Annotated in this window: 28 protein-coding genes; 27 read left to right on the top strand and 1 reads right to left on the bottom strand. The window is 48.8% G+C overall.

The features are described from left to right. The first annotated feature begins 143 nt into the window (after positions 1-143). The 13 genes from cntA (at position 144) to folE2 (ending at position 13674) form a co-directional block, all read left to right on the top strand. A complete protein-coding gene (gene cntA, locus P5G61_RS25215) occupies positions 144-1766 on the top strand; it encodes a staphylopine-dependent metal ABC transporter substrate-binding lipoprotein (protein ID WP_435874289.1) in 1623 nt (540 codons plus the stop codon). A 13-nt stretch (positions 1767-1779) separates the two neighbouring features. Continuing rightward, a complete protein-coding gene (gene opp1B / locus P5G61_RS25210; protein WP_301248963.1) occupies positions 1780-2712 on the top strand; it encodes a nickel/cobalt ABC transporter permease in 933 nt (310 codons plus the stop codon). Then, complete coding sequence (cntC, locus tag P5G61_RS25205; RefSeq protein WP_301248962.1) at positions 2712-3599, top strand: staphylopine uptake ABC transporter permease subunit CntC; 888 nt, start codon at positions 2712-2714, stop codon at positions 3597-3599. The genes opp1B and cntC overlap by 1 nt, the downstream gene beginning before the upstream one ends. Then, a complete protein-coding gene (gene cntD / locus P5G61_RS25200; protein WP_301248961.1) occupies positions 3580-4425 on the top strand; it encodes a staphylopine uptake ABC transporter ATP-binding protein CntD in 846 nt (281 codons plus the stop codon). Before cntC ends, cntD begins: the two co-directional genes overlap by 20 nt. Beyond that, positions 4391-5155, top strand: a complete 765-nt coding sequence (locus tag P5G61_RS25195; RefSeq protein ID WP_301248960.1) for an ABC transporter ATP-binding protein — start codon at positions 4391-4393, stop codon at positions 5153-5155. The genes cntD and P5G61_RS25195 overlap by 35 nt, the downstream gene beginning before the upstream one ends. Next, positions 5152-6345, top strand: a complete 1194-nt coding sequence (gene cntE / locus P5G61_RS25190) for a staphylopine family metallophore export MFS transporter CntE (protein ID WP_301248959.1) — start codon at positions 5152-5154, stop codon at positions 6343-6345. The genes P5G61_RS25195 and cntE (P5G61_RS25190) overlap by 4 nt, the downstream gene beginning before the upstream one ends. A 25-nt stretch (positions 6346-6370) precedes the next feature. Continuing rightward, entirely contained in the window at positions 6371-7597 is a 1227-nt protein-coding gene (gene cntE / locus P5G61_RS25185; protein ID WP_301248958.1) for a staphylopine family metallophore export MFS transporter CntE, read from the top strand. A gap of 425 nt (positions 7598-8022) precedes the next feature. Then, a complete protein-coding gene (locus P5G61_RS25180) occupies positions 8023-9219 on the top strand; it encodes a GTP-binding protein (RefSeq protein WP_301248957.1) in 1197 nt (398 codons plus the stop codon). 27 nt (positions 9220-9246) lie between these two features. Continuing rightward, a complete protein-coding gene (gene rpsN / locus P5G61_RS25175; RefSeq protein ID WP_301248956.1) occupies positions 9247-9516 on the top strand; it encodes a 30S ribosomal protein S14 in 270 nt (89 codons plus the stop codon). 5 nt (positions 9517-9521) lie between these two features. Next, positions 9522-10658, top strand: a complete 1137-nt coding sequence (locus P5G61_RS25170; RefSeq protein ID WP_301248955.1) for an NAD(P)/FAD-dependent oxidoreductase — start codon at positions 9522-9524, stop codon at positions 10656-10658. Then, positions 10652-12322 (top strand): nucleoside recognition domain-containing protein, encoded by a 1671-nt coding sequence (locus P5G61_RS25165; protein WP_301248954.1) that lies wholly within the window; start codon positions 10652-10654, stop codon positions 12320-12322. The genes P5G61_RS25170 and P5G61_RS25165 overlap by 7 nt, the downstream gene beginning before the upstream one ends. A 26-nt stretch (positions 12323-12348) precedes the next feature. Further along, on the top strand, positions 12349-12681 hold the full coding sequence (locus tag P5G61_RS25160; protein WP_301248953.1) for a DUF3024 domain-containing protein: 333 nt from the start codon (positions 12349-12351) through the stop codon (positions 12679-12681). Positions 12682-12729: 48 nt separating this feature from the next. Then, positions 12730-13674: a GTP cyclohydrolase FolE2 gene (gene folE2 / locus P5G61_RS25155; RefSeq protein WP_301248952.1), complete on the top strand. Its 945-nt coding sequence runs from the start codon at positions 12730-12732 to the stop codon at positions 13672-13674. Between the two features lie 135 nt (positions 13675-13809). On the opposite strand, the gene P5G61_RS25150 is transcribed toward folE2, so the two are convergent. After that, positions 13810-14871: a helix-turn-helix transcriptional regulator gene (locus P5G61_RS25150; RefSeq protein WP_301248951.1), complete on the bottom strand. Its 1062-nt coding sequence runs from the start codon at positions 14869-14871 to the stop codon at positions 13810-13812. A 331-nt stretch (positions 14872-15202) separates the two neighbouring features. On the opposite strand from P5G61_RS25150, the gene modA reads away from it, so the two are divergent. The 14 genes from modA to P5G61_RS25080 all read left to right on the top strand — a co-directional run bounded on the left by modA (position 15203) and on the right by P5G61_RS25080 (position 24851). Then, positions 15203-16075, top strand: coding sequence for a molybdate ABC transporter substrate-binding protein (gene modA / locus P5G61_RS25145; RefSeq protein ID WP_301248950.1), 873 nt, complete (start codon positions 15203-15205; stop codon positions 16073-16075). Further along, positions 16072-16755, top strand: a complete 684-nt coding sequence (gene modB / locus P5G61_RS25140; protein WP_179132715.1) for a molybdate ABC transporter permease subunit — start codon at positions 16072-16074, stop codon at positions 16753-16755. Before modA ends, modB begins: the two co-directional genes overlap by 4 nt. Before the next feature lie 433 nt (positions 16756-17188). Beyond that, positions 17189-17518 carry a hypothetical protein gene (locus P5G61_RS25135; protein WP_024632565.1) on the top strand — a complete coding sequence of 110 codons (330 nt, stop codon included), beginning with the start codon at positions 17189-17191 and terminating at the stop codon, positions 17516-17518. A gap of 294 nt (positions 17519-17812) precedes the next feature. After that, positions 17813-18652 (top strand): transporter substrate-binding domain-containing protein, encoded by an 840-nt coding sequence (locus P5G61_RS25130; RefSeq protein WP_301248948.1) that lies wholly within the window; start codon positions 17813-17815, stop codon positions 18650-18652. Positions 18653-18678: 26 nt separating this feature from the next. Then, a complete protein-coding gene (locus tag P5G61_RS25125; protein ID WP_301248947.1) occupies positions 18679-19422 on the top strand; it encodes an amino acid ABC transporter permease in 744 nt (247 codons plus the stop codon). A gap of 4 nt (positions 19423-19426) precedes the next feature. Beyond that, complete coding sequence (locus P5G61_RS25120; protein ID WP_301248946.1) at positions 19427-20137, top strand: amino acid ABC transporter permease; 711 nt, start codon at positions 19427-19429, stop codon at positions 20135-20137. After that, positions 20134-20886 carry an amino acid ABC transporter ATP-binding protein gene (locus tag P5G61_RS25115; RefSeq protein WP_301248945.1) on the top strand — a complete coding sequence of 251 codons (753 nt, stop codon included), beginning with the start codon at positions 20134-20136 and terminating at the stop codon, positions 20884-20886. Before P5G61_RS25120 ends, P5G61_RS25115 begins: the two co-directional genes overlap by 4 nt. A gap of 122 nt (positions 20887-21008) precedes the next feature. Next, positions 21009-21296: a hypothetical protein gene (locus P5G61_RS25110; RefSeq protein WP_024632560.1), complete on the top strand. Its 288-nt coding sequence runs from the start codon at positions 21009-21011 to the stop codon at positions 21294-21296. A gap of 23 nt (positions 21297-21319) precedes the next feature. After that, positions 21320-21658, top strand: a complete 339-nt coding sequence (locus tag P5G61_RS25105) for an alpha-helical endospore appendage domain-containing protein (protein ID WP_024632559.1) — start codon at positions 21320-21322, stop codon at positions 21656-21658. Beyond that, positions 21655-21954, top strand: coding sequence for a hypothetical protein (locus P5G61_RS25100; RefSeq protein WP_079347555.1), 300 nt, complete (start codon positions 21655-21657; stop codon positions 21952-21954). The genes P5G61_RS25105 and P5G61_RS25100 overlap by 4 nt, the downstream gene beginning before the upstream one ends. A 1-nt stretch (position 21955) precedes the next feature. Then, complete coding sequence (locus P5G61_RS25095) at positions 21956-22297, top strand: hypothetical protein (RefSeq protein WP_301248944.1); 342 nt, start codon at positions 21956-21958, stop codon at positions 22295-22297. Positions 22298-22318: 21 nt separating this feature from the next. Next, complete coding sequence (locus P5G61_RS25090; RefSeq protein WP_301248943.1) at positions 22319-22498, top strand: hypothetical protein; 180 nt, start codon at positions 22319-22321, stop codon at positions 22496-22498. Between the two features lie 56 nt (positions 22499-22554). Continuing rightward, complete coding sequence (locus tag P5G61_RS25085; RefSeq protein ID WP_301248942.1) at positions 22555-23649, top strand: CgeB family protein; 1095 nt, start codon at positions 22555-22557, stop codon at positions 23647-23649. Between the two features lie 62 nt (positions 23650-23711). Next, positions 23712-24851: a CgeB family protein gene (locus P5G61_RS25080; protein ID WP_301248941.1), complete on the top strand. Its 1140-nt coding sequence runs from the start codon at positions 23712-23714 to the stop codon at positions 24849-24851. Positions 24852-24854: the final 3 nt, after the last annotated feature.

The raw sequence follows: 24854 nt of genomic DNA, 5'->3' as shown, positions 1-24854 counted from the left end.
ATCACTGGATTTTTCCAATGGAAAAGGGAATCAAAAAAATCAGGGGATAACAGCGATCGGAAGGTTATTCTGACCGCGCAGTGGTCTAGTGTAAAGTTATTGGTTTTACTTGTATATATCTTTCATCATCAGGAGGAAATGTTGTGAAAAAGGGTAGTGCTTTTCGTTTTTTAGTATTGCTAGTGTCCATGATTACCGTCATTGCCGGGTGCGGCCAAAAAGAGGGTGCAAACACCAACACCAAGTCTGCAAATAGCGAGGTCAAGTCTGAACTCATATATGCATCCGCGAAGGATATTAATGATATGAATCCCCATCTGTACACAGGTTCCATGCCCGCACAAGGGATGGTTTACGAATCTTTGGCTGAAAACACGGTCGATGGAATCAAGCCATTACTGGCGGAATCCTGGGATATTGCCGAAGACGGGAAGACGTATACGTTCCATTTGCGACAGGATGTGAAATTCCATGATGGTGAGCCGTTTAACGCCAAGGCGGTCAAACAAAATTTCGATGCGGTTCAGGCGAATGCCGAAAAACATGCTTGGATCAAGCTGTCCACCAAAATCGTAAGTACAACCGTCATAGATGAATACACATTCGAACTGGTACTTTCCGAGCCCTATTACCCAGCTCTGGTGGAGCTGTCCATGACCAGACCTTATGTATTTATATCACCGAAGGATTTCAAGAATGGGGGCACAAAGGACGGGGTGAGTGGCTACCATGGTACAGGGCCCTACAAGCTCACCGGACATAAAATCGACGAGAATGCAACGTTTGAAGCCAATGAAGAGTACTGGGGCGGCGCACCTGAGATCCCAAAAATTACGTCCAAGGTTCTGCCAGCAGGAGAAACGACATTATTGGCATTACAGAAGGGCGAAATCAACTTTGTGTTCACCGATGATCGGGGGGCGGACAGCATTGATGTTGAAGCCATGAATCAATTGGCTGACTCGGGTGATTATCAGGTGGTCCGAAGTGAAGCGATGAATACAAATATGATCGTCGCCAATAGCAGCAAAAAGGATAACCCGGTCCACGAAACGGCTGTTCGTGAAGCGATATGGTTTGCGATTGATCGGGAAACGATCAGCAATGATATTTTTAATGGAACACAGACTGTAGCTGACACTTTATTCTCATCAAACGTCAATTATGTCGATGTCGAGTTGAAGAAGCGAGAGTATAACCCGGAGACGGCAAAAGAGCTTTTGGAAAAAGCGGGCTGGACCCTATCAAACGCGGAAGCAGTGAGGACAAAGAACGGCCAGCAACTCGCCATGACCCTGTATTATGACAGCAATTCGTCTTCCCAAAAAACACAGGCGGAATGGATCCAGTATTCCTTAAAAGGATTGGGCATCCAATTGGAGATTGTCGGAGAGGAATCCACATCCATCGCGAACAGAAGGGCAACCGGGGAATATGATCTGTTATTCAACCAAACCTGGGGACTGGCGTACGATCCACAGAGCACCATCTCTGCGTTTACTTCGGATTCCGCTTATAAGCATACAACAAGTGGCATTGCCCAAGCGGATGAGCTGTACAAGAAAATTGATGAAGTCATGGTGTCCACAGATGAGGCTTCCCGCCAGTCCCTGTACGCCGACATTATGAAAATGGTCCATGATGAAGCTGTGTTTATTCCGATTACCAATGGACGTGTTACTGTCGTGGCTCCCAAAAATCTGAACGGGATCTCATTCAAACAGACTCAATATGAATTGCCATTTGAGCAAATGAATTTTAAATAGAGCGGGGATGGACATGGGAAGTTATATAGTGAAACGAATATTGCTGGCCATACCCTTGCTGTTCATTATTTCATTTATAACGTTTGTACTCATTAATCTATCGCCTCTGGACCCTGCTGTAGTTGTGTTACAGGCACAGGAGGTTCCTCAGATCACGGATGAATTGATCGCCCAAACCAATGAAGCATTGGGGTTCGATAAACCCTTCGTCATCCGGTATGTGAATTGGTTGATCGCCTGTATGCAGTTTGATTTTGGCAGCTCATATGTATCCGGTGAACCGGTATGGTCCCTGGTAGGTCCGGCTTTCCTGAACACATTAAAGTTAACGCTGGTATCATCGGTGTTCATTATTGGGTTATCCATCCTGTTGGGTGTGATCTGTGCCATGAGAGAAGGAAAAGTCATCGATCAATCGGTCAGAGGCATCTCGTTTGTCCTGACCGCGATGCCATCCTACTGGCTTGCAGCCATCCTGATCTGGACTTTTTCCGTCAAGCTGGACTTGTTGCCCACGAGCGGCATGGACTCATTGAAGAGTTACATTCTACCGGTCATCGTGATCACGGTGAGTTATACAGGCTTTTATTTCAGAACGGTCCGGAGTTCGATGTTAAGCAACATGAATGAAGATTATGTTCTCTATGGACGGGCAAGCGGTTTAAGTGAGAGGAAGGTGACCCTGCATATTTTACGAAATTCGCTGCAAGTGGCGGTATCCATATTTTGTATGGCGATCCCCATCGTGCTCGGCAGTACCGTCGTGATTGAAAATGTGTTTGCGTGGCCGGGACTCGGGAGGTTGAGCGTGAGGTCCATTCTCAGCCGGGATTTCCCGATTATTCAGGCGTATGTTCTTATTTTGGCTGTAACCTTTGTGCTGTTTAATACGATTTCTGACGTGATCAATGCGGCGATGAATCCCAGGTTAAGAAAGGATCTCTGATGCGATTATTACGAAATTTGAGCAAAGACAAGCTTGCGATTACATCGCTCGCTGTCATTGTAATCATTATTGCTGCGGGCATATTTGCCCCTTGGTTTGCACCCCATGACCCGGAGGAAGTGAATATGAAGCTTCGTTATGCTTCCTCCTCCTGGACCTATTGGCTAGGAAATGATCATCTCGGCAGATGTGTGTTATCCAGACTCATTTATGGTATTCGTCCCAGTGTGCTATGGGTGCTGGCTGCCTTGATGATGTCTGTTTTGGTCGGAGCTGTCGTTGGATTTATCGCAGGTTATTTCAAGGGGAAGACAGATGCCTGGATCATGAGAGTTTGCGATGTGATGCTTTCATTCCCGGGATACGTTATGACACTGGCTGTAGTCGGTATTCTGGGTGCAGGACTTGAACATATTCTGATAGCTTTCGTGGTCATGAAATGGGCGTGGTTTGCCCGCGTCATTCGGACATCCGTGATGCAGTTCTCCGAGATGGAGTATGTGAAGTTCGCCAAAGCATCTGGCATTGGCAGCCTTAGCATTATCACCAAGCATATTGTTCCGGTTACCTTTGCCGATATAGCAGTGATTGCGAGTGGCTCCATGTGTTCGATGATGCTGCAGATCTCGGGGCTTTCCTTTCTGGGTTTGGGAATCCAGGCTCCGCATGCCGAATGGGGGATGATGCTGAATGAGGCAAGGCAAGTCATGTTCTCCAGACCGGAGTTAATGTTGGCACCTGGAATATCTATTGTCATTGTGGTCTCGGCCTTTAATTTTTTATCGGATGCACTTCAGGTCGCTTTGGACCCCAAATTAATGACTTCCCAGGGTAAGCTTCGTAAAAAAGAGGTGGGAAAGAACGTTTATGAATACAGTAGAGGTTAATCATTTGAAGGTCTGGGATGCCAATACGGACAAGGTCATTATTCATAACAGTTCATTTCAGGTCAAACAAGGAAGCTGTCTGGCCATAGTCGGGGAAAGCGGAAGTGGCAAGTCCGTCACCTGCAGGTCCATTATGCGTTTGAATAAACCCTGGATTCGCCAATCCGGAACGATTCTCTTCCAAGGCGAGGACTTGAACCAGCTTTCTGAACAAGAAATGAGACGAAAAAGAGGCAAAAACATATGCATGATTCTGCAAAATGGCATGAGCGCTTTTGACCCGTCTTCCGTAATAGGCGTCCATATTCGAGAGACGCTCCAGACGCATTTTGACTGGAATAACAGAGACAGCGAACGGAAGATCATTAGCGCTATGGAAAGTGTCATGTTAAAGCATCCGCAGGAAATCCTGAATCAATATCCACATCAGCTATCGGGTGGCATGCTGCAGCGAATCATGATTGCATTGGCACTCGTGTTGGAGCCGGATCTGATTATTGCGGATGAACCAACAACGGCGCTGGATACGATCTCTCAATATGAAGTGGTTGAACAATTGATTCAACTGCGTGAACGAATGGGGTGTTCCATGCTGTTTATATCCCATGATCTCGGTGTGGTTCAGAAAATTGGGGATGAAGTGATGGTTATGAAAGACGGAGCTATTGTCGAAAGCGGCGATATACGGTCTGTTTTTACGAAGCCGAAGCATGCCTATACTCAATATTTGGTTTCCACCCGGTTGGAGCTGAGCAATCATTTCAGGAAATTGATGCAGGGAGGGGATACAGATGCTCAAGGTGGATGGGATAGAAAAATCCTATAAACAAGGCGGATTGTTCTCCAAACAAAAGCAGCAGGTGTTGAAAAACGTGGCATTTGAATGCTACCAAGGCGAATGTCTCGGCATTATCGGCGAAAGCGGAAGCGGCAAGTCCACATTGGGACGTTTGATTCTGGGCATTGAAAAGCCCGATCGCGGTCGTATTTTATTTGAGGGGAAAAACGTGAATAATCGCCGTGTGCGAATGGGCAGCATCAGTGCCGTATTTCAAAATTATGCGTCCTCCATTAATCCATTTCTCACGGTGGAGGAAGCCATTATGGAGCCCCTGAAGGCTCAAAAAAAAGTGGAAGCGGATATGCAAAGCAAGGTGGATCGGTTGCTGCATCAGGTGGGGTTAAATCCTTCCTACAGGCTTAAATATGCACATGAACTGTCCGGTGGAGAGGCCCAAAGAGTATGTATTGCAAGAGCCATATCCACAGAACCCCGATGCATTGTATTTGATGAAGCCATCAGTTCGCTGGACGTGTCTGTGCAGATTCAGGTGCTGCGATTGTTAAAGGAATTAAAGCAATTCTATCAGATGAGCTATGTGTTTATTACGCATGATATTCAGGCGGCAGCCTATATTTGTGACAGAATTATTATTTTCAGGGACGGTCAGATTGAGGAAATGGTACCGATTAAGCAGCTGAAGGATGTTCAGTCTGATTATGCCAGAAAATTATTAACCTATTTAATTACTTTCCAGGGGGAGGACCAAAGATGAGTGGAGCGATGTCTTGGCCTTTTCTGCGTTTGTACATCCTGGTTCTTCTGTATTTTAGTGCAAACGCCATTCTTAATGTGATTATTCCTTTACAGGGTGAATCCTTGGGAGCGAGCAGTACAACCATTGGGCTGATTATGGGCGCTTATATGTTTACGACCATGTTTTTCAGGCCATGGGCCGGGCGGATCATTCAAAAGCGCGGGCCGATTAAAGTGCTGCGTTTTATTCTGATTATCAATGGTTTTGCCCTGATTTTATACACGTTTACGGGTCTCGGAGGTTATCTGGTGGCTCGTATTTTACAGGGGGTATCGACGGCTTTCTTCTCGATGGCTCTGCAAATAGGCATTATTGATGCCTTGCCGGAGAAGGATCGCTCCCAGGGTATTTCATATTATTCATTATTCAGCTATATCCCCGGCATTGTGGGTCCTGTTCTTGCGTTAGGGATCTGGCAAACTGGCGGTATGGATTATTTCACAGTTGTCCTGATCGGTATTGCCGTCTGCACAGGCGTCTTCGGATATACGGCCAAAATGGACAAGAGCAAGGAGCAGCCTCCTGGGAATTCGTCCGAACAGAACGTGAGCATGTTTCAGTCCTTTCGTCAGTTAGTGCAAAATCGATCCTTGTTTAGATGCAGTGTACTCATGTTAAGTGCTTCCGTTGTGTTCGGTGCAATTACGACTTTTATTCCCCTCTACGCCAGTCAATTGCCAAGCGGCAATGCAGGTGTCTATCTGATGCTTCAGGCGGGAACGGTTGTGTTGACCCGGATCATGTTACGCAAAAAAATCCCTTCCGATGGCAGGTGGCATGCACCTTTTATCATGGGAACAATGCTGCTGCTGGCAGTAGCCGCGCAATGTGTCAGCCTGGCCATTACAGGAGGGGCTGCCTTGCTGTATGTGGGGGCAATCTTGATGGGCATTGCTCAATCCATCCTCTATCCAACGTTAACGACCTATTTATCCTTTGTGCTGCCACAGCTGAATCGGAATGTATTGATCGGTTTATTTATTGCGACAGCAGATCTGGGTGTATCTCTGGGCGGTGTGTTGATGGGACCGATCGCTGATCTGTCCTCCTATTCATTTATGTACATGATTTGTGCTATCCTAGGAGCGGTAATGATTGCTTTTGCCTATGAACGAAGAAAACCAGTCACAGATATGTCTGTGGGTTAACGCAACTAGAAAGTGGGGACATGTTTTGAAGTCTTCTGTTACGACCAGCCGTACATTAAATCCGGTATCCTTTTCGTTTATCCGGTTTTATCTGTTGGCCTTTTTATTTTTTGCCGCCAATTCGGCTTTGACGATTATTCTCCCTTTGCGGAGTGAGGCAGCAGGGTTGAACCAGGCTGAGATTGGTCTGATGATGGGCGCGTACATGTTTACGTGTATGCTTCTACGGCCTTTTGCGGCGCAGCTTCTGGGGCGTTATGGTCCGCTGCGTGTAATGAAGTGGCTGTTGATTTTGCATGCCGCAACATTACTGTTGTTTGTTGTGTTTGGTGTGGAAACGTATTTGTGGCTGCGGGCGCTGCAAGGTGTAGCGACGGCGTTCTTTTCCATGACGATGCAGGCTGGCATTGTGGAAAAGCTGGAGGACAAGGACCGGGCTCAGGGACTGTCCATGTATACCCTTTTCACGATGGTTCCGTCCTTGGTCATTCCCATACTCGCCATCCAAATCTGGGAAAATGCCAGCGATATCTGGTTTACTTTGCTGATGATCGGTTTGGCAGCTTTTCCGCTCCTAATTGGCTATAACGTGGATCTGCCCCGAAGCACGGTGCAAAATAAATCGTACACGCTGGGTGATATGATGCGATCATTCGGCGGTATCTGGCGCAGCACACCACTGCTGATTAGCAGTGTGGTCATGCTGTTTGCTTCCTGTGTATTTGGAGCGACGGCGACCTTTCTTCCGTTGTATATGGTATCGACCGGAATGGCGAGTGCAGGGGTGTTCTTAACGATCCAGGGGCTGGTGGTCATTCTGTGCAGATTCATTTTGCGCAAAAAAATCCCTTCCGACGGCAGTTGGAATACGTGGCTGATGGCGGGTTTGCTGCTGTGTGCAGCTCTGGGAACCCAGTTGCTCGCAATGTCGGAGACGGTTGGTTCATTAGTGTACCTGTCCGCGGTGTTCAGCGGTTTTGCCGTAGCACTGCTGTATCCGACGTTGACCACGTATTTGTCATTTGCGCTGCCTGCCGATTCCAGATATGTGTTGATGGGTATTTTCATGTCCTCGTATGATCTGGGCTTCTCCCTGGGCGGTCTTGCGATGGGACTGATTGTACAAATAAGCTCGTATTCCACTATGTTTACAATCTGCACGCTGCTATCTGTTGCAGCCGTGATTCTGGTTGTGGCCTACAGGCAACGAATGGAAGCAGGCAATAGGGCTAAACCTGTGGTGACGGCCTGATTGTATGGCATCTATAAGAAAAAAGTTAAAGGCGTATGGACTGACTTTTCTGGAATCGTATCATTATGATTCGAAGCTACAGGAAACAGGCCATAGGCCTTTTTTTGGCGGGGGTTTGCGGCAGTAGCGGAGGGGACGGAATCGATCTGAAGAAGCGGTAGCGTTCGCCTGAAAGCTTTCTGTTAGAAAGCTGCTTCGAAAGTATACGCTGTCTCCGAATTTCTAACCTTTGATAGACTAAATTAAGGAAATTTGGAGACAACAGCGATTGGAAGACGATCCGTGACCAAAGCGGCCACCTCGCACGAGAAAAACAAAAATGATTTGACAACATCGTTCAACAGGATTATAGTCATTGTTGTTAATCGTAATAATTACTATTAAGGTCAGGAGCATATGACCACAACTATAAGGAGTAGATACACATGACACAAAAGCAAGTTCCGGTAACTGTTCTTAGCGGTTACCTCGGCTCAGGTAAAACGACGGTTCTGAATCACGTGCTGCACAATCGGCAGGGGCTCAAGGTCGCTGTCATTGTCAATGACATGAGCGAGGTAAACATTGATGCTGCACTGGTAAAAGGGGAAGCGACCTTATCGCGCACTGAAGAAAAGCTGGTAGAGCTGTCCAATGGTTGCATCTGCTGCACGCTGCGGGATGATCTGATGCAGGAGATTGAAAAACTGGTGAAAGAAGGCAGATTTGATTATATCCTGATTGAATCGACAGGAATCAGTGAACCTGTTCCAGTAGCGCAGACTTTTACATATGCCGACGAGGAGTCGGGTATTGATCTGACAAGTCTGGCGAAGCTGGATTGTCTGGTAACGGTCGTGGATGCGAATCGTTTCTGGCAGGATTTTGCTTCAGGACAGAGCCTTCTGGATCGGAATCAGGCTACAGGGGACGAAGATACCCGTGACGTGGTGGACCTGCTGATTGACCAGATTGAGACCTGCGATGTGCTGCTGCTTAACAAGTGTGATCTGGTCGAAGACGTGGAGCTGAACAAGCTTGAAGGTATCATTCGCAAGCTTCAGCCCAACGCCAAAATTATTCGGACCATGAACGGACAGGTCAACCCGTCTGAAATTTTGAATACAGGTCTCTTCGACTTCGAGAAAGCAAGCATGTCCGCCGGATGGATTCAGGAGCTTGAGAAAGAATCACATACACCCGAGACAGAGGAATACGGTATTGGTTCCTTCGTGTACCGTCGGAGAAAACCATTTCACCCCTCGCGCTTGGCTGAATTCATGAGCTACTGGCCGGAAGAAGTGGTTCGTGCCAAAGGGCTGGTCTGGCTTGCGGCAGAAGGAGATGTGGCTGCAAGTCTGAGCCAGGCGGGATCGTCAATCCAGTTTGGCCCTGCCGGACATTGGGTCGCGGCGCTGCCGGAAGCGGACAAGGAAGAAATTTTGCGTACGGAGCCGGATGTGCTGGAGAAGTGGGATGCACAATGGGGAGACCGTCAGACGGAGCTTGTCATGATCGGGATTGAAATGGAGCGCGCCATCATTGAAGAAGAACTGGACCAATGCCTGCTCAGCGATGAGGAAATGAAGGCCGACTGGAGCCATTTCGACAATCCGCTGCCTTGGCCCGTTGAAGTTGTATAAATTAAATTCATTAAGGAGCTGTAATCCATGGCTAAGAAATCAAAAGTAGTACGCGAAAAACAACGTCAGGCTATCGTCGCCAAATATGCGGACCTGCGTCGTGAGCTGAAAGAAAAGGGTGACTATGAAGCGCTGCAGAAACTGCCGCGCAACGCTTCTCCGACCCGATTGAAAAATCGCTGTGAACTGACGGGCCGCCCGAGAGGGTATTTGCGCAAGTTCAAGGTATCGCGGATCGTGTTCCGTGAGCTGGCTCATCAAGGGCAAATTCCAGGCGTCACGAAGTCCAGCTGGTAAGACGCATGAATGATCCTTTTGATTATGATTGCGTGATTGTTGGAGGGGGGCCAGCCGGAATCGGCATGGCTTCTGTCCTGCAGGATCTGGGGCTGTCCCGCTTTACCGTGCTGGAACGGAGTGAAGTGGGGGCCACTTTTCTCGCGTGGCCGGAGGAAATGCGTCTGATCACCCCTTCGTTTACAAGCAACGCCTATGGCATGATGGATCTGAACGCCGTAGCTCTGCATACGTCTCCAGCGTATACGTTGGGAACAGAACATCCGACAGGGGTGGAGTATGCGAATTATTTGCAGGTGGTGAGCCAGTTTAAGAAATTGCCTGTGCAGACGGGTGTAGACGTTTCGGAAGTGATTCCTGAAGAGAATGGCTTTCGGGTTGTGACATCCAATGGACAACTGCGCACGCGCTTTGTCGTCTGGGCAGCCGGTGAATTCCAGTACCCTAGACTGGACCCGTTCCCTGGCGCCGAATATGGTGTGCACAGCAGTTTATTTTCCAGCTGGACGGCAGTTCAGGGAGAAGAATGTGTCATCGTTGGCGGCTATGAGAGCGGCGTGGATGCAGCCATTCACCTGAGTAAACTGGGGAAAAACGTAACGGTAATCGATCGGAACGGACGCGGGCTTGCCAAGGGCAGCAGTGATCCAAGTGTGGAACTAAGCCCCTATACGAAGGATCGTCTGCGCACGGCGATGATGGATCAGCGGATACGAATGATGCAAGGCTATGAGGTCAAGTGGATTGAGCCGGATGAACGGGGCGGTTACGTCATCTATTGCGAGAATGATTCCGGGGAATCCCACTTGCTTAAGACGGCTCAGGCTCCTGTTCTGGCGACGGGGTTCCGCAGCAGTTTACACCTGATTGAGAACCTGGTCGAGCGCAACAAGGAGGGACAGCTGCAATTAGGAGCAGCGGATGAATCGACGATTGCCCCTGGGCTATTCATTACCGGACCACAGGTCATGCATGCGCACCTCCAATTTTGTTTCATTTATAAATTTAGACAGCGCTTTGCAGTTGTGGCCGGGGCCATGGGTGAGAGACTCGGGCTCAATCTGGCTCCGCTGGAAACCTATCGCAAAGAAGGCATGTTTCTTGATGATCTGTCTTGTTGTGGTGAAGATTGCACATGCTGAATTCGGTTCTGGAACAGCCTGAAGAACTTCGTCAAGTGGTGCTGGTCGGTTTCGAATCTGCAGGTAAATCGGCTCTGTTTCGGGGACTCACGGGCAGAGATACAGGCGAAGAATCCAATGTTCGAGGCTCCACGGTAACTGTCCGCAGGGCAGAACTGCCTGAACAGCAGCTTGAGCTGGTCGATACGCCTGGAATCCGGTTGAAGGATGACAGTGTCACGACCATGCTGGCCCTAAAACAGCTCGCAGCAGGTGATACGGTTGTTATGGTGGTACGCGGCACAAATGTCGTGCAGGAGCTGCCTTTACTGCTCGGCATGCTGGATGTCACAGGCAAAAATGCTGTGCTGGTGCTTACGTTTGCTGACAAATGCGGACCGGGTTTAACGGCTCAGGTTGACTATTACCGTAAAGGCCTGGGGATTTCCGTCCTGCCCTTCAATACAAGGGAAATGGACGGGAGCGCCCAAGGCCTGTTATGTCGCGCGATCGTTGCCGCCAGACCGATGAAGAAGCATCTACAGTTGGAATCACCGCCTGCCTCCCCTGTGATCGAACCGCAAACAACGATGTTTGAACACACGGTTTGGGGGCGTTTTGCGGCTTTGGCAGCACTCATCTTATTATTTGCAGTTCCGGTATATGTGGCGTATCTGTTCTCCGGCTGGGTACAACCACTCGCGGATGTCTGGATTCTTGAACCACTCGATCGGATGACTGTGGGATTATGGAACCCGCTACAAGCGATGATGCTTGGAGATTACGGCATGATCAGTCTGGGCTTGTATTCCTTTATCTGGGCTTTTCCGGTCGTATTCCTGATTGGCGTCAGTGTGGCGGTGACGGAGGAGAGCGGACTGAAGGATCGCATTACCGACTCGTTGGATGGGTGGATGCGCAAAATCGGCCTGAACGGTAAGGATCTGATTCCGGTCCTCAGTGGTTTTGGCTGCAATGTTGTGGCTGTGTTCCAGAGTCGTACCTGCAGTTCCTGCACACGAAAGGCCTGTGTTTCAATGATCTCCTTCGCTTCGGCGTGCAGTTATCAGATTGGGGCTTCTTTATCGATATTCAGTTCCGGTGGCAAGCCGTGGCTGTTTTTTCCTTATATGCTTGTCCTGGTCCTTGTGGGCGCACTTCATACCCGTCTGTGGAATCGAAATCGGATGGATGATACGCTCCCGTTACATGCGAACCGGACATTTCTGCAAAAACCTTCATGGCGTTCCGTAAGCTGGCGCGTAAGATCCGTGATGAAACAGTTTCTCATACAGGCAATGCCCATTTTCGTCGGTATTTGTGTGGTAGCCTCACTACTGGAGCAGACAGGAGTATTGTCTGTTCTGACCCGCACGCTTACGCCGCTGCTCGCGATCTTTCATCTGCCGGGCGATGCCGCGGGCGGCATTTTATTTTCCATTTTAAGAAAAGACGGATTGTTGGTACTGAATCAGGATCAGGGTTCCTTTATTGCAAACTTGAGCGGCGGACAGTTATTTATTCTGGTGTATCTGGCTTCCACATTAACGGCATGTTTGGTGACCATGTGGACCGTGCGCAAGGAATTGGGGACAGCCTTTGCTGCACAACTGACAGGCAGACAGCTGCTAACGTCACTGGGCAGTGCATTTGTACTGGCATGGGTGTGGAACTGGATGGCGTAACGATGTGGAGGAAAGGGGGGATCACCATGCTGGACTCGTTTACCATTCGGAGAATTCAGTCGGTGCTGGACGGTTATATTCACGAGAAGGTGCCGGCTCCCCTGCGAACAATGGTGAAATTAACGTATGAGTTGAACAACAATGAACTGATTTTGACAGAGGAAAGGCCTGCTGAGGAACGCTATCAGTGGGACAAACTGCCCATTGCCCGATTTTACTGGGAAGCGAATCAGTGGAAGGTATATGCGAAAGATGATCACAGTAGCTGGAATGTGGTCGACGTCATTGAGCCTTGTCCTGATTTTGAAGCTATTCTGGAGCAGGTTGAGCGGGACGAGGCGGGTTTGTTCTGGCGCTGAAGGTGCAGCGGATAACGGAAATATGTGATGGAGGGAGGGATTTGAAAAATGCAAAAGGAACAGCTGGTTAACAGGAGTAACCGAGTGGCGAGTGATGCTTTGATCATGCCGGACAAAGCCGAGCGCTTGCGGTTATTCGGCTCTGTTGATCCGATACAGGGTGATAAGCCTGTGCGAAAAGAAGATATGCAGGATTTGCAGAACAGCAAAAATGATTTTCTGTTTGAGCTGCAACAAGTCGGTATTGATCAGGTGAAGTATCCTCTGGATATCATTTCCGCCAAAGATCCCGAGAAATTGTCCAGCATCGGAAATTTTCGGCTGACGACTTCGCTGGATCGAGAATCCAAAGGCATTAACATGAGCCGCTTGATGGAGCAGCTTCAGAAAAGTCGTGGTGAAGGATTGAGTGACCGGATTCCGGATCTGATTGCGCTGACGCAACAGATGGCAGAACAGATGAATCAACCGAAGGCAGAGCTGAAAGTAACCTATCCCTGGTTCTACGAGCGATCCGCGCCCGTAACCGGTATGTCTGGACTAAATCATTCTTTGGCTACGGTTCATGTCCTCTGGGAAGCTGGCAAATCCCCCGTTCTAAGAACGGGTTTACATATACAGATCACGACGCTATGTCCTTGCTCGAAAGAAATCAGCGAATATAGTGCGCACAATCAGCGAGGTTTACTGCGTATCCAGGTGCAGGGCGACCCGGGAGAAGCCTTGCCGGGCTATTGGAAGGAAGAGCTGCTGAATGTGGCCGAATCCAATGCAAGCAGCTGCCTATACCCTGTACTTAAAAGACCTGATGAGAAACGGGTCACGGAACGTGCATATGAGAACCCGCGGTTTGTGGAGGATATCGTCAGGCTGGTGGCGGCAGATCTGTATGAGAAGCATTGGGTACGCAAATTTAAGGTGGATTGCAGGAATGAAGAGTCCATCCATCAGCATGATGCGGTGGCCCGCATCGTATATGATAAGTCGAGATAGCAGTGCCTGATGGCTGCAGAATTCATTTTATATATATGAAAGAAAACAGAAGAAACGCCGTCAGAAAGATCAGAGGCGTTTCTTTTGTTTTTTCTGTACTTCCGAATTCCCATGAGAAATCCAGGTATAAACGCGCTAAACCTCGTATAAAATTTCACCTGTTCGAGATACATCGTATCCCTCAAACGATTGCAGTTCATGCCGGAACTCCGTTGATTGAAGAATACGTAATACCGATTCGGTCCACGCTTCGTTTCCCGGTTTCTTCAGCATTACCAGGTCATAACGTTCCTGGACAAGTGGAATGAAATCAACCTGACCGACAAGTCGTGCAGCCTTCTCGCTGCCGATTCCGACATCGGCTTCGCCGGAACTGACCTTGGCGGCTACGCCCATATGACTGGTTTCTTCCACGTCATACCCGATCAGATGAGAAGTGGGGATACTGTGCAGACGCAATTGTTCATCCAGGAGTACACGTGCACCCGAACCCTTCTCCCGGTTCGCCAATCGAAGCTCGGGCTGCTTCAGATCGGTCCAGTTCTGCAAGCCGCGCGGGTTACCGCGTTGGACGTACAGCCCCGCAGGTCGTGTCAGCAGATTGACGACGACATACGACCAGCCAATCAGGATTTTGCGTATATAAGGCAGATTATATTCTCCTGTATCTCCGTCGAGCAGATGGGTACTGACCAGATCAGACTCTCCGCGGTACATGGAGATCAGGCCGTCCAGACTGCCCATGAAGGAACGCAGTGGTCGAATATCCTGTGTTTGTTTCTCCATATATCGCATGAGAATATCGAGGCTAACATCCTGTCCCGTAATGACCAGATGGCGAGTCGAATGGACTGACGAAGTGTTGCCCGTCATGGAAGATGAAGCAACGAATGTGCCTCTGGATGGAGAGGAAACAACATTTGCAGCGGAGTGAACGGCAGGATTAGATGGATTGGTTCCTGTCGCGTAATCAGATTCAAGAGGTTGACCTGAATCCACAGCGGCCCGGTGTGCTGGCGATTGCAGCTGCTTGGAGCGCTGTTTATACGCTTCCAGATCGGTGGCGTCAACACGCATTTGTTTGCCAACGCGATAAGCGACGAGGTCTCCCTTTTTGATCAGATCGTAGACCGTCAGTTTGGATATTTTGAGCAGCTTGGATATTTCTTCGGTGGTATAGGATTGCTCCTCCGTCATCAGTGAAGATCCTCCTTCAAGGTGCAGATCATAACTATATAACCTCAACTAATGAATATTTACACTGGCACTTCGATGACAGAACAATCTTCCGATCGCTGTTATCCCCAGATTTCTTTGATCCCTTTATGACAGATAAACGCTGTGGTCTCTTGTACTATACCATTAACAGCCAGAGGCTATAAACTCACCCACCGGAATTCAGCTATATATGGCTTGCTCTTCAACGGGTCCGTCAAAGACGACCTTCCTATTTCAATGATCTTATGTATAATGAAATATAATTAATTATATCTAGTTATAACTAAACATAACATCGGGGGAGAAGTAGATGAAAAAGAGTATTGGATATGTGTTGGGGAGTATGTCACTTGGACTGGCTCTCGTATTGGCCGGTTGTGGTGCAAGCACGGAGAGTACAGATACATCCACAGCAACACAACAAACGGGGTTAACTCCAGCGGCATCAGGCGAGGGTACATCAACTGAAAATACCGATCCGCAGGAAACAGTGGATTTGACGATCTCGGCAGCAGCCAGTTTGACGGATGCCATGAAGGAGATTGAAACGAATTATGAGAAGTCTCATCCCTACATTGAACTCAACTTCAACTTTGGTGCATCAGGTGCATTGCAACAGCAGATTGAACAAGGTGCGCCAGCAGATGTTTTTGTATCAGCTGCGACCAAAAATATGAACGCGCTCGTGGATGAGAAATTAATTGCATCCGGTGATCAGAAGAATTTGCTGCAAAATTCATTGGTAGCCATTATTCCAGCGGATAGCTCGAATACCGTAACAAGTGAGAAGGATCTGACGGCCGATTCCATCAAGACAGTCGCAATTGGTATACCTGAAAGTGTACCTGCAGGAACCTACGCCAAGGAAGCGCTGACCAATGCCAAACTATGGGATCAGCTGGAAGGCAAGCTTGTACAGGGCAAGGATGTCAGACAGGTTCTGCAATATGTAGAGACTGGCAATGCGGATGCGGGTTTTGTGTACAAAACGGACGCGCTCACTTCGGATCAGGTGAAAATTGCATTTGAAGTGGACAAGAACAGCTATACACCTGCCAATTATCCAGTGGGTATTATTGAAGGTACGAAGCACCGGACAGAAGCGGAACAATTCTACACGTATTTGCAAACCCCTGAAGTGCTCGATGTATTTGCCAAATACGGATTCTCTATTCCGGAATGAATGTGAGCGCAATAGACTGGGCGGTATTCTGGCCACCGGTTCGTCTTTCCCTTCAGGTTGCCCTGCTGTCCAGCGTAATTGCAGCAGTGGCGGGTATCGCTGTGGCCTGGAAGATGTCGCGTACTACGTTCCGTGGGAAAATTTTTCTGGAAACGGTATTTATGCTTCCGCTCGTGCTTCCGCCGACCGTGGTCGGATTTATATTACTCGTGTTATTGGGTCGTAAGAGTCTGCTGGGACAGTGGATCGAAGCGATATTCTCCGCGCCTGTCATTTTCTCCTGGTGGGCTGCCGTGATTGCCTCCGTGGTGGTTGCTTTCCCATTGGTATATCAGACGATGAAATCCGGATTTAGCGGGATTGATCGGGATCTGGAAGATGCAGGCCGCTCCATAGGAGCGAATGAATGGCAGGTATTCCGTTATATCTCGCTTCCGCTTGCAGGGAGAGCATTGATGACGGCTTTCATCCTGGGTTTCGCTCGTGCACTGGGGGAATTCGGAGCTACGCTCATGATTGCAGGTAACATTCCGGGCAAAACGCAAACCGTACCCACTGCGATCTATGTTGCTGTCGATTCGGGCAATCAGACGATGGCCTGGGCCTGGACAGGCTCCATTATTATTATTTCGTTTATCATGCTGCTCTTAACCAGACAGCCGCGTGACGGCAAGGCCTGATTTGAGCCATCCATGTGAATAAGACAAAACCCGCTTAAGGAATCTTCCCTCGGAGCGGGTTTTTGAATGATTTGTGCCGGGTATAATCGCGTATATCATGTATGGTTGCGTTCATCCAAGACGTTCTTTATTTATCCGGTATGTACAGAAGGGGTCTAAAAACGGGAAGGGTCCAGCGTTTGGACCATAAATACAATCTCTTCCTGCCGTTCAGGGGTCTGTAATATTTTGGTGTTATTTTATCATGAAATTGATGGTTGGAATATCATTCTCAAATCAGATTTGTCTATATGTCTATCCAAAGCTTCTATATTTAAAAATGACAAAACTTTTTCCAATTTTACTCGTTTCAGGACTCGCCTAAAGCATGCTCTATCCTGTAAAATAGAAATGACTGATTCCAGCCAAGAACTGAAATAAGGAGAGACGACTAATGAATACGAAATCTGATTGCGGTATATCGTTGCAAATTGACGACTATCTGGATCTTTTGCATTTTGCCATCCAAATCGAGGATCAGGAATGGCAGCAGTCCCTTATCCACCAGCTCAAAATATTTCAGCCGGAAGCGGAGCAGCGCACACCTGAAGAAGAATTATGGATGAGATTTGATTATATCAACAGTAAACTGACAGGTCTCTGCCACCAGATTCACGCGGCCCATTCAACGGATGAACGCAAGAAGTTTGAAGAACGAATCGGACTGTTGCAACTGCAGCGTATAGAAGTGGCTCGTAAAATTAAATGGGCCAGTCGCAGATAGATGCGTATTTGAAATGAAGTGATCTGGAATTGAAGAAGCGATCCCCAACCTGGTTGGTGGATCGCTTCTTTTGCTTTACTTTTAAGATCATATCGCGGGTGAAGCATAGAGAAGTTCTATAACGTTATCAGGATGTCCTATTAACATATATATTGCCTGGATATGACATAGGGTGCTATTCTTTGTTCAACCTAATTCCGACTATACAAGTGTGAATGGTTTGTTAAATCAAAGGTGAGGAATGGGAGTACACATCATATTGGCTGAAATGACAGCCTGTGGAGGAGATCGGGAATGGTTAATCAATGGGGGATTCGGAAAATCCGGACAGCATTGCTGTTCATTACGATGTTGGTGGTACTGGCGGGTTGCAGCTCAGGCAATGCAGCGAATGAATCGGATACCGCATCTGCGTACGGTCAAGATAAAGTGAAGAAGATTATCGTGGGTACAGGCACTCAATTCCCGAATGTTTGCTTTATTGATGAGAATGGCAAGCTGACCGGATACGATGTAGAGCTGATTCGCGAGATTGATAAACGATTGCCTGAATATGAATTTGAGTTCAGTACGATGGAATTCAAAAATCTGCTGCTCAGTCTTGAAACGAAGAAAATAGACTTGATCGCTCACCAGATGGAAGTGAATGAAGAGCGGCAGGCCAAGTTCCTCTTTAATGACGAGGCGTATAATATTTTTCCTAATAAAATTGTTGTCAGCGAGAAAAACCAGGATGTAAAATCCATCGAGGATCTGAAAGGGAAGAAGCTGATTGTTGGCGCAACAAGTAATGCAGCTGTATTGGCTGAAAAATGGAATGCAGCGAATGGCAAAGTCATTGACATTGTGTATTCCGGAGCAGGGGAAGATACGAATACCCAGATCAAAACAGGCCGGGTGGATGCGACCATCAGTACACCGTTTGCCATCGATTATCAGAACAAAGTGGTGGATGCCCAATTGAAAACAGTTGGTGAAGCCCTGTCCAATTCCAAAGTCTATTTTATTCTAAATAAGGATGAGCAGGAGCTTAAAACAAAAATTGATGAAGCGCTTAAATCAATCAAGGAAGATGGCACATTAAGCAAATTGAGCACAGAGTGGCTGGGAGCCGATTACACGGTTGAGGAATAGTTCGTTGAGAAAGGTGAGCGACGGTTATGGGTAAATCATTCGATCTGTCATTGGTTCTGGATTTCGTCCCTGAACTGCTGAAATATTTGCATATTACACTAATTGTACTGGGCGGCTCCATTGTGCTCGGTTTGGTGGGCGGTGTGCTTCTGGCGGTTCCGAGATTATACCGGATTCCGGTGCTGAGCCAGCTCGCTACCCTTTACATTTCTTTTATGCGGGGAACACCGATTCTCATCAAGTTGTTTCTGGTCTATTACGGATTACCGGAATTGCTCAAGCCCATAGGTGTGGATTTGTCCAGAACCGATCCGCTGGTATTTGTCATCGTGACTTATGCGCTCAGTGATGCAGCGTCCTTTGCGGAAATCTTTCGCGGAGCTGTACGCAGTGTGGACAAGGGCCAGACGGAAGCAGCTTATGCTGCGGGCTTGACCACGTTTCAGTCATTTCGACGCATTGTGGTACCGCAGGCGCTCATTGTTGCTTTTCCGAATGTGGCGAATACGTTGATTGGTTCGTTAAAGGATACGTCTCTGGCTTTTTCCATTGGGGTCATGGATATGGTGGGCAGGGGGCAAACGCTGATCTCGGCTACATCGCATGCACTTGAAGTGTATATTAGTCTATCGATCGTCTACTATGTTATCGTGCTTGTGCTTGAAAAAGGGTTTGCGATCGCAGAACGCAGACTCCAGCGTCACGAACGCAAAAAAGAAGTCCGTGGGCCAGCGGTAAGAGCTGAACGCCTGAAACGAATAGCGGGGTGAGCGAATGTCTATTGATTTCAATTTTATCTACACCTCTTTTTTCCAGATTCTAAAGGCATTGCCACTGACACTCGTCATTACGATTGTACCGTTGGTCGCAGGCTTTGGCATGGGTCTGATTACTGCTTTGGTACGCATCTATAAGGTTCCATGGGTCTACCGGATCGCTGATTTCTATGTTTCGTTTTTCCGTGGTACACCGATGCTGATGCACTTATTTCTAATCTATTACGGAATTCCGCTGATCATCGACAAGCTTGCTGCCCGGTACGGTTGGGCTTTTCAATCGTCTTCCATTCCGATTCTGGTATTTGTGCTGTTCGCCTTCTCGTTAACTGCAGGAGCTTATATGTCTGAGATTATTCGTTCCGGCATTCTGGCGGTGGATTCAGGGCAACTGGAAGCTGCACATGCGGTGGGCATGAGTACCTCCCAGGCAATGAGACGCATTATTTTACCGCAGGCGGTTGGTGCGGTTCTGCCAAATCTATGCAGCATGTTTGTTGGTTTCCTGCATGGATCAACCCTGGCGTTCACCGTGTCTCAGATGGATATTCTCGGCAAAGCGGATGTGGTCGCTTCGGTCAGTCTGAAATTTCTGGAGGCTTTCATTGCTGCTGCATTAATCTATTGGGGTCTGACGGTAATTTCCGAACGGATTACAGCTTTGCTGGAACGCAGGGTTGCCGTGTACAGCAAAGGAGGGGTGTCATGATATCACTGACGAATATACACAAATCTTTTGGCAAGCAGGAAGTGTTGAAAGGCATTGATCTGACTGTGGAACAGGGGGATGTTGTTGCCATTCTTGGACCGAGCGGGTCCGGTAAAACGACATTACTGCGTTGTGTGAATTTTCTTGAACGTGCCGATGAGGGCAAGGTACAGATCAGCGGATTAACCGTAGACTGCAAGCATGCGCGCAAATATGACATTGTGCAGTTACGGCGAAAAACGGCGATGGTGTTCCAGCATTATAATCTGTTCAAACATAAAACAGTGCTGGATAACGTTACCGAAGGGTTAATTATTGCCCAGAAGATGTCCAAAGCAGATGCTCGTGAACGAGCCTTGCGTGTGCTTGAACAAGTGGGTCTGTCCGCCAAAATCAATGAGTATCCCAGCATGCTGTCAGGTGGACAGCAGCAGCGGGTTGGTATTGCTCGGGCGCTGGCATTGAATCCAGAGGTGATTCTGTTCGATGAACCTACCTCGGCGCTTGATCCCGAGTTGGTAGGTGAGGTGCTGTCCGCCATTCGATCCATTGCCCAGGAAGGCATCACCATGATTGTTGTCACCCATGAAATGGGCTTTGCCCGCGAGGTGGCGAATCGAGTTGTATTCATGGATGGGGGTTCCGTCGTGGAAGAAGGGACACCGGAGGAGGTATTCGTGCGTCCCAAACAGGAGCGTACCCGCCAATTCCTCAGCCGATACTCATCCGATTGGAGTTATGTCATCTGACGATATAGGCGCAAGCTGGAGTAACTGACGATCCCGGCCCGGCATATGCTGTAGCAGGCAAATGCTGATAGGCCGGGTTTTTCTATGGGTGAAAGCAGGCCGTGACGGTAAGGAGGAGGACCATGCAGAGCAAGATCGATGAAATACTCACACATATTGCACATTCTCACCAGCAGGTTGCACGTGTACTGGATGCCAAACGTCAAGTCGCTGTGCGCATGTCTGAAATCATTAATCATTTGCCGGATATCGAACCGGAGCTGGATGGCGTTGACGGTCTGCTGGACAGCTCAGGACAAATCAACAAAAGCATCATCTCCTATTTGGGAGGCCTGGCAGATCTGGAAGAAGCCGTAGCCGAAACGCTGACCCAGGTGATGCGGGAGATGGCGGATCAAGAGGAAGAATAAGCCCGGAAGGCGGGTGAATGGACATGAGCAGAGAACAAAGCCTCATCCTGATGCTGGATGCAGCCGCCAAAATGCAGTGGAATATTGCCCTGATTTTGGAGGCCAAGGCGATTGAAGCTGAGAAGGTAAGGAACTGGGCGCTAAATCATCTGAATGGTGAAGCTTTTCTGACGCATAGCGATCAGGTGGCGGAGCCACTCAAGATGCATGATCAGCTGGTGGAAATACTGGAAGGACTGACCCGAATGGAAACCGGATTATGCAACAACCTGAAGGCCATTTTGGTCCAGAGCGATGGTGAAGAAGGCGGTATGGACGGTGGCATGTTTGGCGGTATGGATATGGGGGATCTCGGAAAATGAGTCTGTTGCGGCGTGAGCAGGAAGCGAAACTGTCCCTCATCGAGTCCATTGCACACAGTCAGCAGGCGCTCGCCCGCATTCTGGACAGTGTGGCCAGCGTGTCTGCCCACTCGGAAGTATCCGCCCGCAGTCTGGCTGAGAACATTCGTCTACTTAGCCGTTATCAAGAGGAGATGTCCCGGATGGTTACGGGGATAAGGCTGGCCCAAATCCAGCATGGGGAGCCTGGAGAGCCATGGCTCAAAGACCCTGGATATGCGATACGCATGGTCCGGAACATACAGGAGGAATGTTGACATGTTAAAGAAGAAAAAAATACGTCTGAGAACCAAAAGAGCTCTGCTTACTCGCGGGGCCCGTCTGCGCAAAATCCGTAAACTGCGTGCGGTCAAAGGCAAACGTGTACTGCGTAAACGTACTCTCAAAGGACGCAGTGCGTGGCTCAAAAAAAAGAAACGTGCGGTACGTCGGCACCGGAGTGTGAAACCTGCACAACCATTCGTCCCGGCTACCCCTACCGATCCGAACCCGGACAGCGCCTACAGCCAGGGGTACAACGAGGCGTACAACGAGGGATTCAACGCGGGTTTCGCCAAGGGATTCGAGGACGGACATCAGCTGGCTTACAAAGCGCAATAACCGAATAGGTGTGCATTTCCGATGACGATAGATGCATGTCCAGTGTATGACGATTGCCCGGGGGGACAGATCCCTCCGGGTTATTTGTATCGCCGCAAAAGCGGACATGCCCGTGCAGGCGGATGTGGAGGGCAGACGCCAATTTTGCGCCTTGCAGGACACCCGTCCATGATGCATCTGACCCCGGGGCATATCCTTTAGAGGGAACACCAATCTCGGGGAGAATCTGACAATGGGATCTCCTGAAGGAAGACAGGGTGAAGGATGTGGCAAAACGAAGACACCGACCGCCCACAGAAGCGGCGAGGGCTTACCGTGGCGGATATTTAGAAGGCCGCAGATTTGGCGGCTGTCAGGCCATGATGGAGCGAGTGCAGATGTTTGAGCCGACCGTGCGAAATATGAAAGTGCTGTATATTCCACAGGGATTCGATGCCATCGATGAAGGCGTCATTGTAGCTCTGCAGCAATCGGTTCGTGAGTGTGTTGTCGGATCGCCGGCAGCCATGCTGCAGGAAGCCAGCCAGCACAGGCCCGATCTGGTACTGGTCATGAATGGACTACACGTATTCCCCCCCGATCATCTGGAGCAGGTGAATGGCATAAGGGCACTGGGAATTCAAACAGCGGTATGGTTTGTGGATGACCCGTACTTTACGGAAGATACGACAAGCATCTGTCAGCATTATGATGTCGTGTTCACGCATGAGGAAGCGGCCGTGCCGTTCTATACTGCACATGGAGCGGGTCGAGTGATCTATATGCCGCTTGCAGTGAACCCGGGCATGTTTCAACCAAGACGTACGGCACCACAGCATCAGTATGACATTTGTTTTATCGGCACTGGATTCTGGAACCGAATTGCACTGTTCGACGAGCTGGCTCCTTTTCTGGCGGACAAAAAGGTATTCATTGCCGGCAGCCAGTGGAATCGGCTGAAACGCTTCGACATCCTGGGCCGATTCATCCATGAAGGCTGGATCGATCCTGGAGCGACAGTGGATTATTACAATGGCGCCAAAATCGTCATTAACGTTCATCGGACTTGCGAGAACGGGGAAGACAATCGCAATACACATCATCTTGAAGGTCATTCCATTAATCCACGCACGTATGAAATCAGCGCCTGTGGCGCGATGCAGATTACGGATGCACGCCAGGATCTGCCACGCTACTACCGGCCTGGGTATGACATCGAAACCTTTACAACGGCGGCAGAACTTCAGCACAAAATCAAATATTATCTGCACCATGAAGAGGAACGGCAAGCGTTAGCCTGGCGTGGGCTGCTCACCACGTTGAATCAGCATACGTTCACCCGTCGTATCGCTCAGCTGCTGGAGCACGTGTAAATCTCATTCTGCAGGACAGCAGAGTTAGAGAACCCTATCCCAAAAATAAAAGGAGTGGCGGTATGTCTCTCAAACACCGTAAAACGAGAAAGTTTCATGCACCAGTGCTCAGTCTGGCTGACCAAGCACGCAAAAACGGGCAACATGCCGGATATGATGCGGGCAAGGAAGAAGGATATCTGCGCGGCCGTGCCAACTATATTGTCAATTGTGCACAGGAGCCATTGCCATTCCGGCAGCTTCACGTGCTGTATGTATCTTCGGGTAAAGGATTCCCATATTCCCCACTGGATGAAGCCATCATGGCAACATTGCAGGGCATGGTTGCCCAAGTAACCCTTTCCGATCCGCGTCAGCCTGTTTCTGAAATTGCGCTGCAAACCCGGCCGGATCTTGTGCTTGTGCTGGATGGCATGGATATTCCGCTGGAACATCTGGATGCGATTCGCCAAGCAGGCATTCAGACGGCAATTTGGCTCACGGATGATCCGTATTATACGGATATGACACTTGAGACAGTTAAGCACTTCGATCATGTTTTTACACTGGAAATCAACTGTGTTGAACTGTATCGGCAAAACGGCTGCCCTTCCGTTCACTATTTGCCCTTTGCTGCATTCACCAACCACTACTTCCCGATCACTACACCATCTCCCTTGCATCGGGATGTCAGCTTTATCGGTTCGGCTTACTGGAACCGGGTGTATTTCTTCAATCCGATCATGGCACAGCTGATGTCGCACAATACCGTATTTAATGGCATCTGGTGGGATCGCCTGCCTGACTATGCTGCTTACGGCGAGAAGATCGAACTGGGTCGCTGGATGAGTCCGCAGGAAACGAACGATGTCTATAACGGCACCAAAATTGTTATCAACCTTCACCGCTCCCACGAAGACGATTCCGTCAATAACAACCATGTTAAAATTCCACCAGCCTCCCCGAATCCGAGAACTTTTGAAATCGCAGCTTCCACAACCCTTCAATTGACCGATGCGCGGGATGACCTGGCACGTTTCTATAAACCGGGTGTGGAAATCGAGACCTACTCTTCTCCTCAGGAGCTGCTCGATAAGGTTGAATACTATCTCCATCATGAGAAAGAGCGCCGTGAGATTGCACTTCGAGGACTTGAACGGACATTGAAGGATCACACGTATGGCAAAAGAATCAACGAACTGCTGAGTATTATATTCCCATAATCC

Source organism: Paenibacillus vandeheii, assembly GCF_030433635.1.
GTDB lineage: Bacteria > Bacillota > Bacilli > Paenibacillales > Paenibacillaceae > Paenibacillus > Paenibacillus vandeheii.
This window is presented reverse-complemented; position numbering and strand designations above follow the sequence as displayed.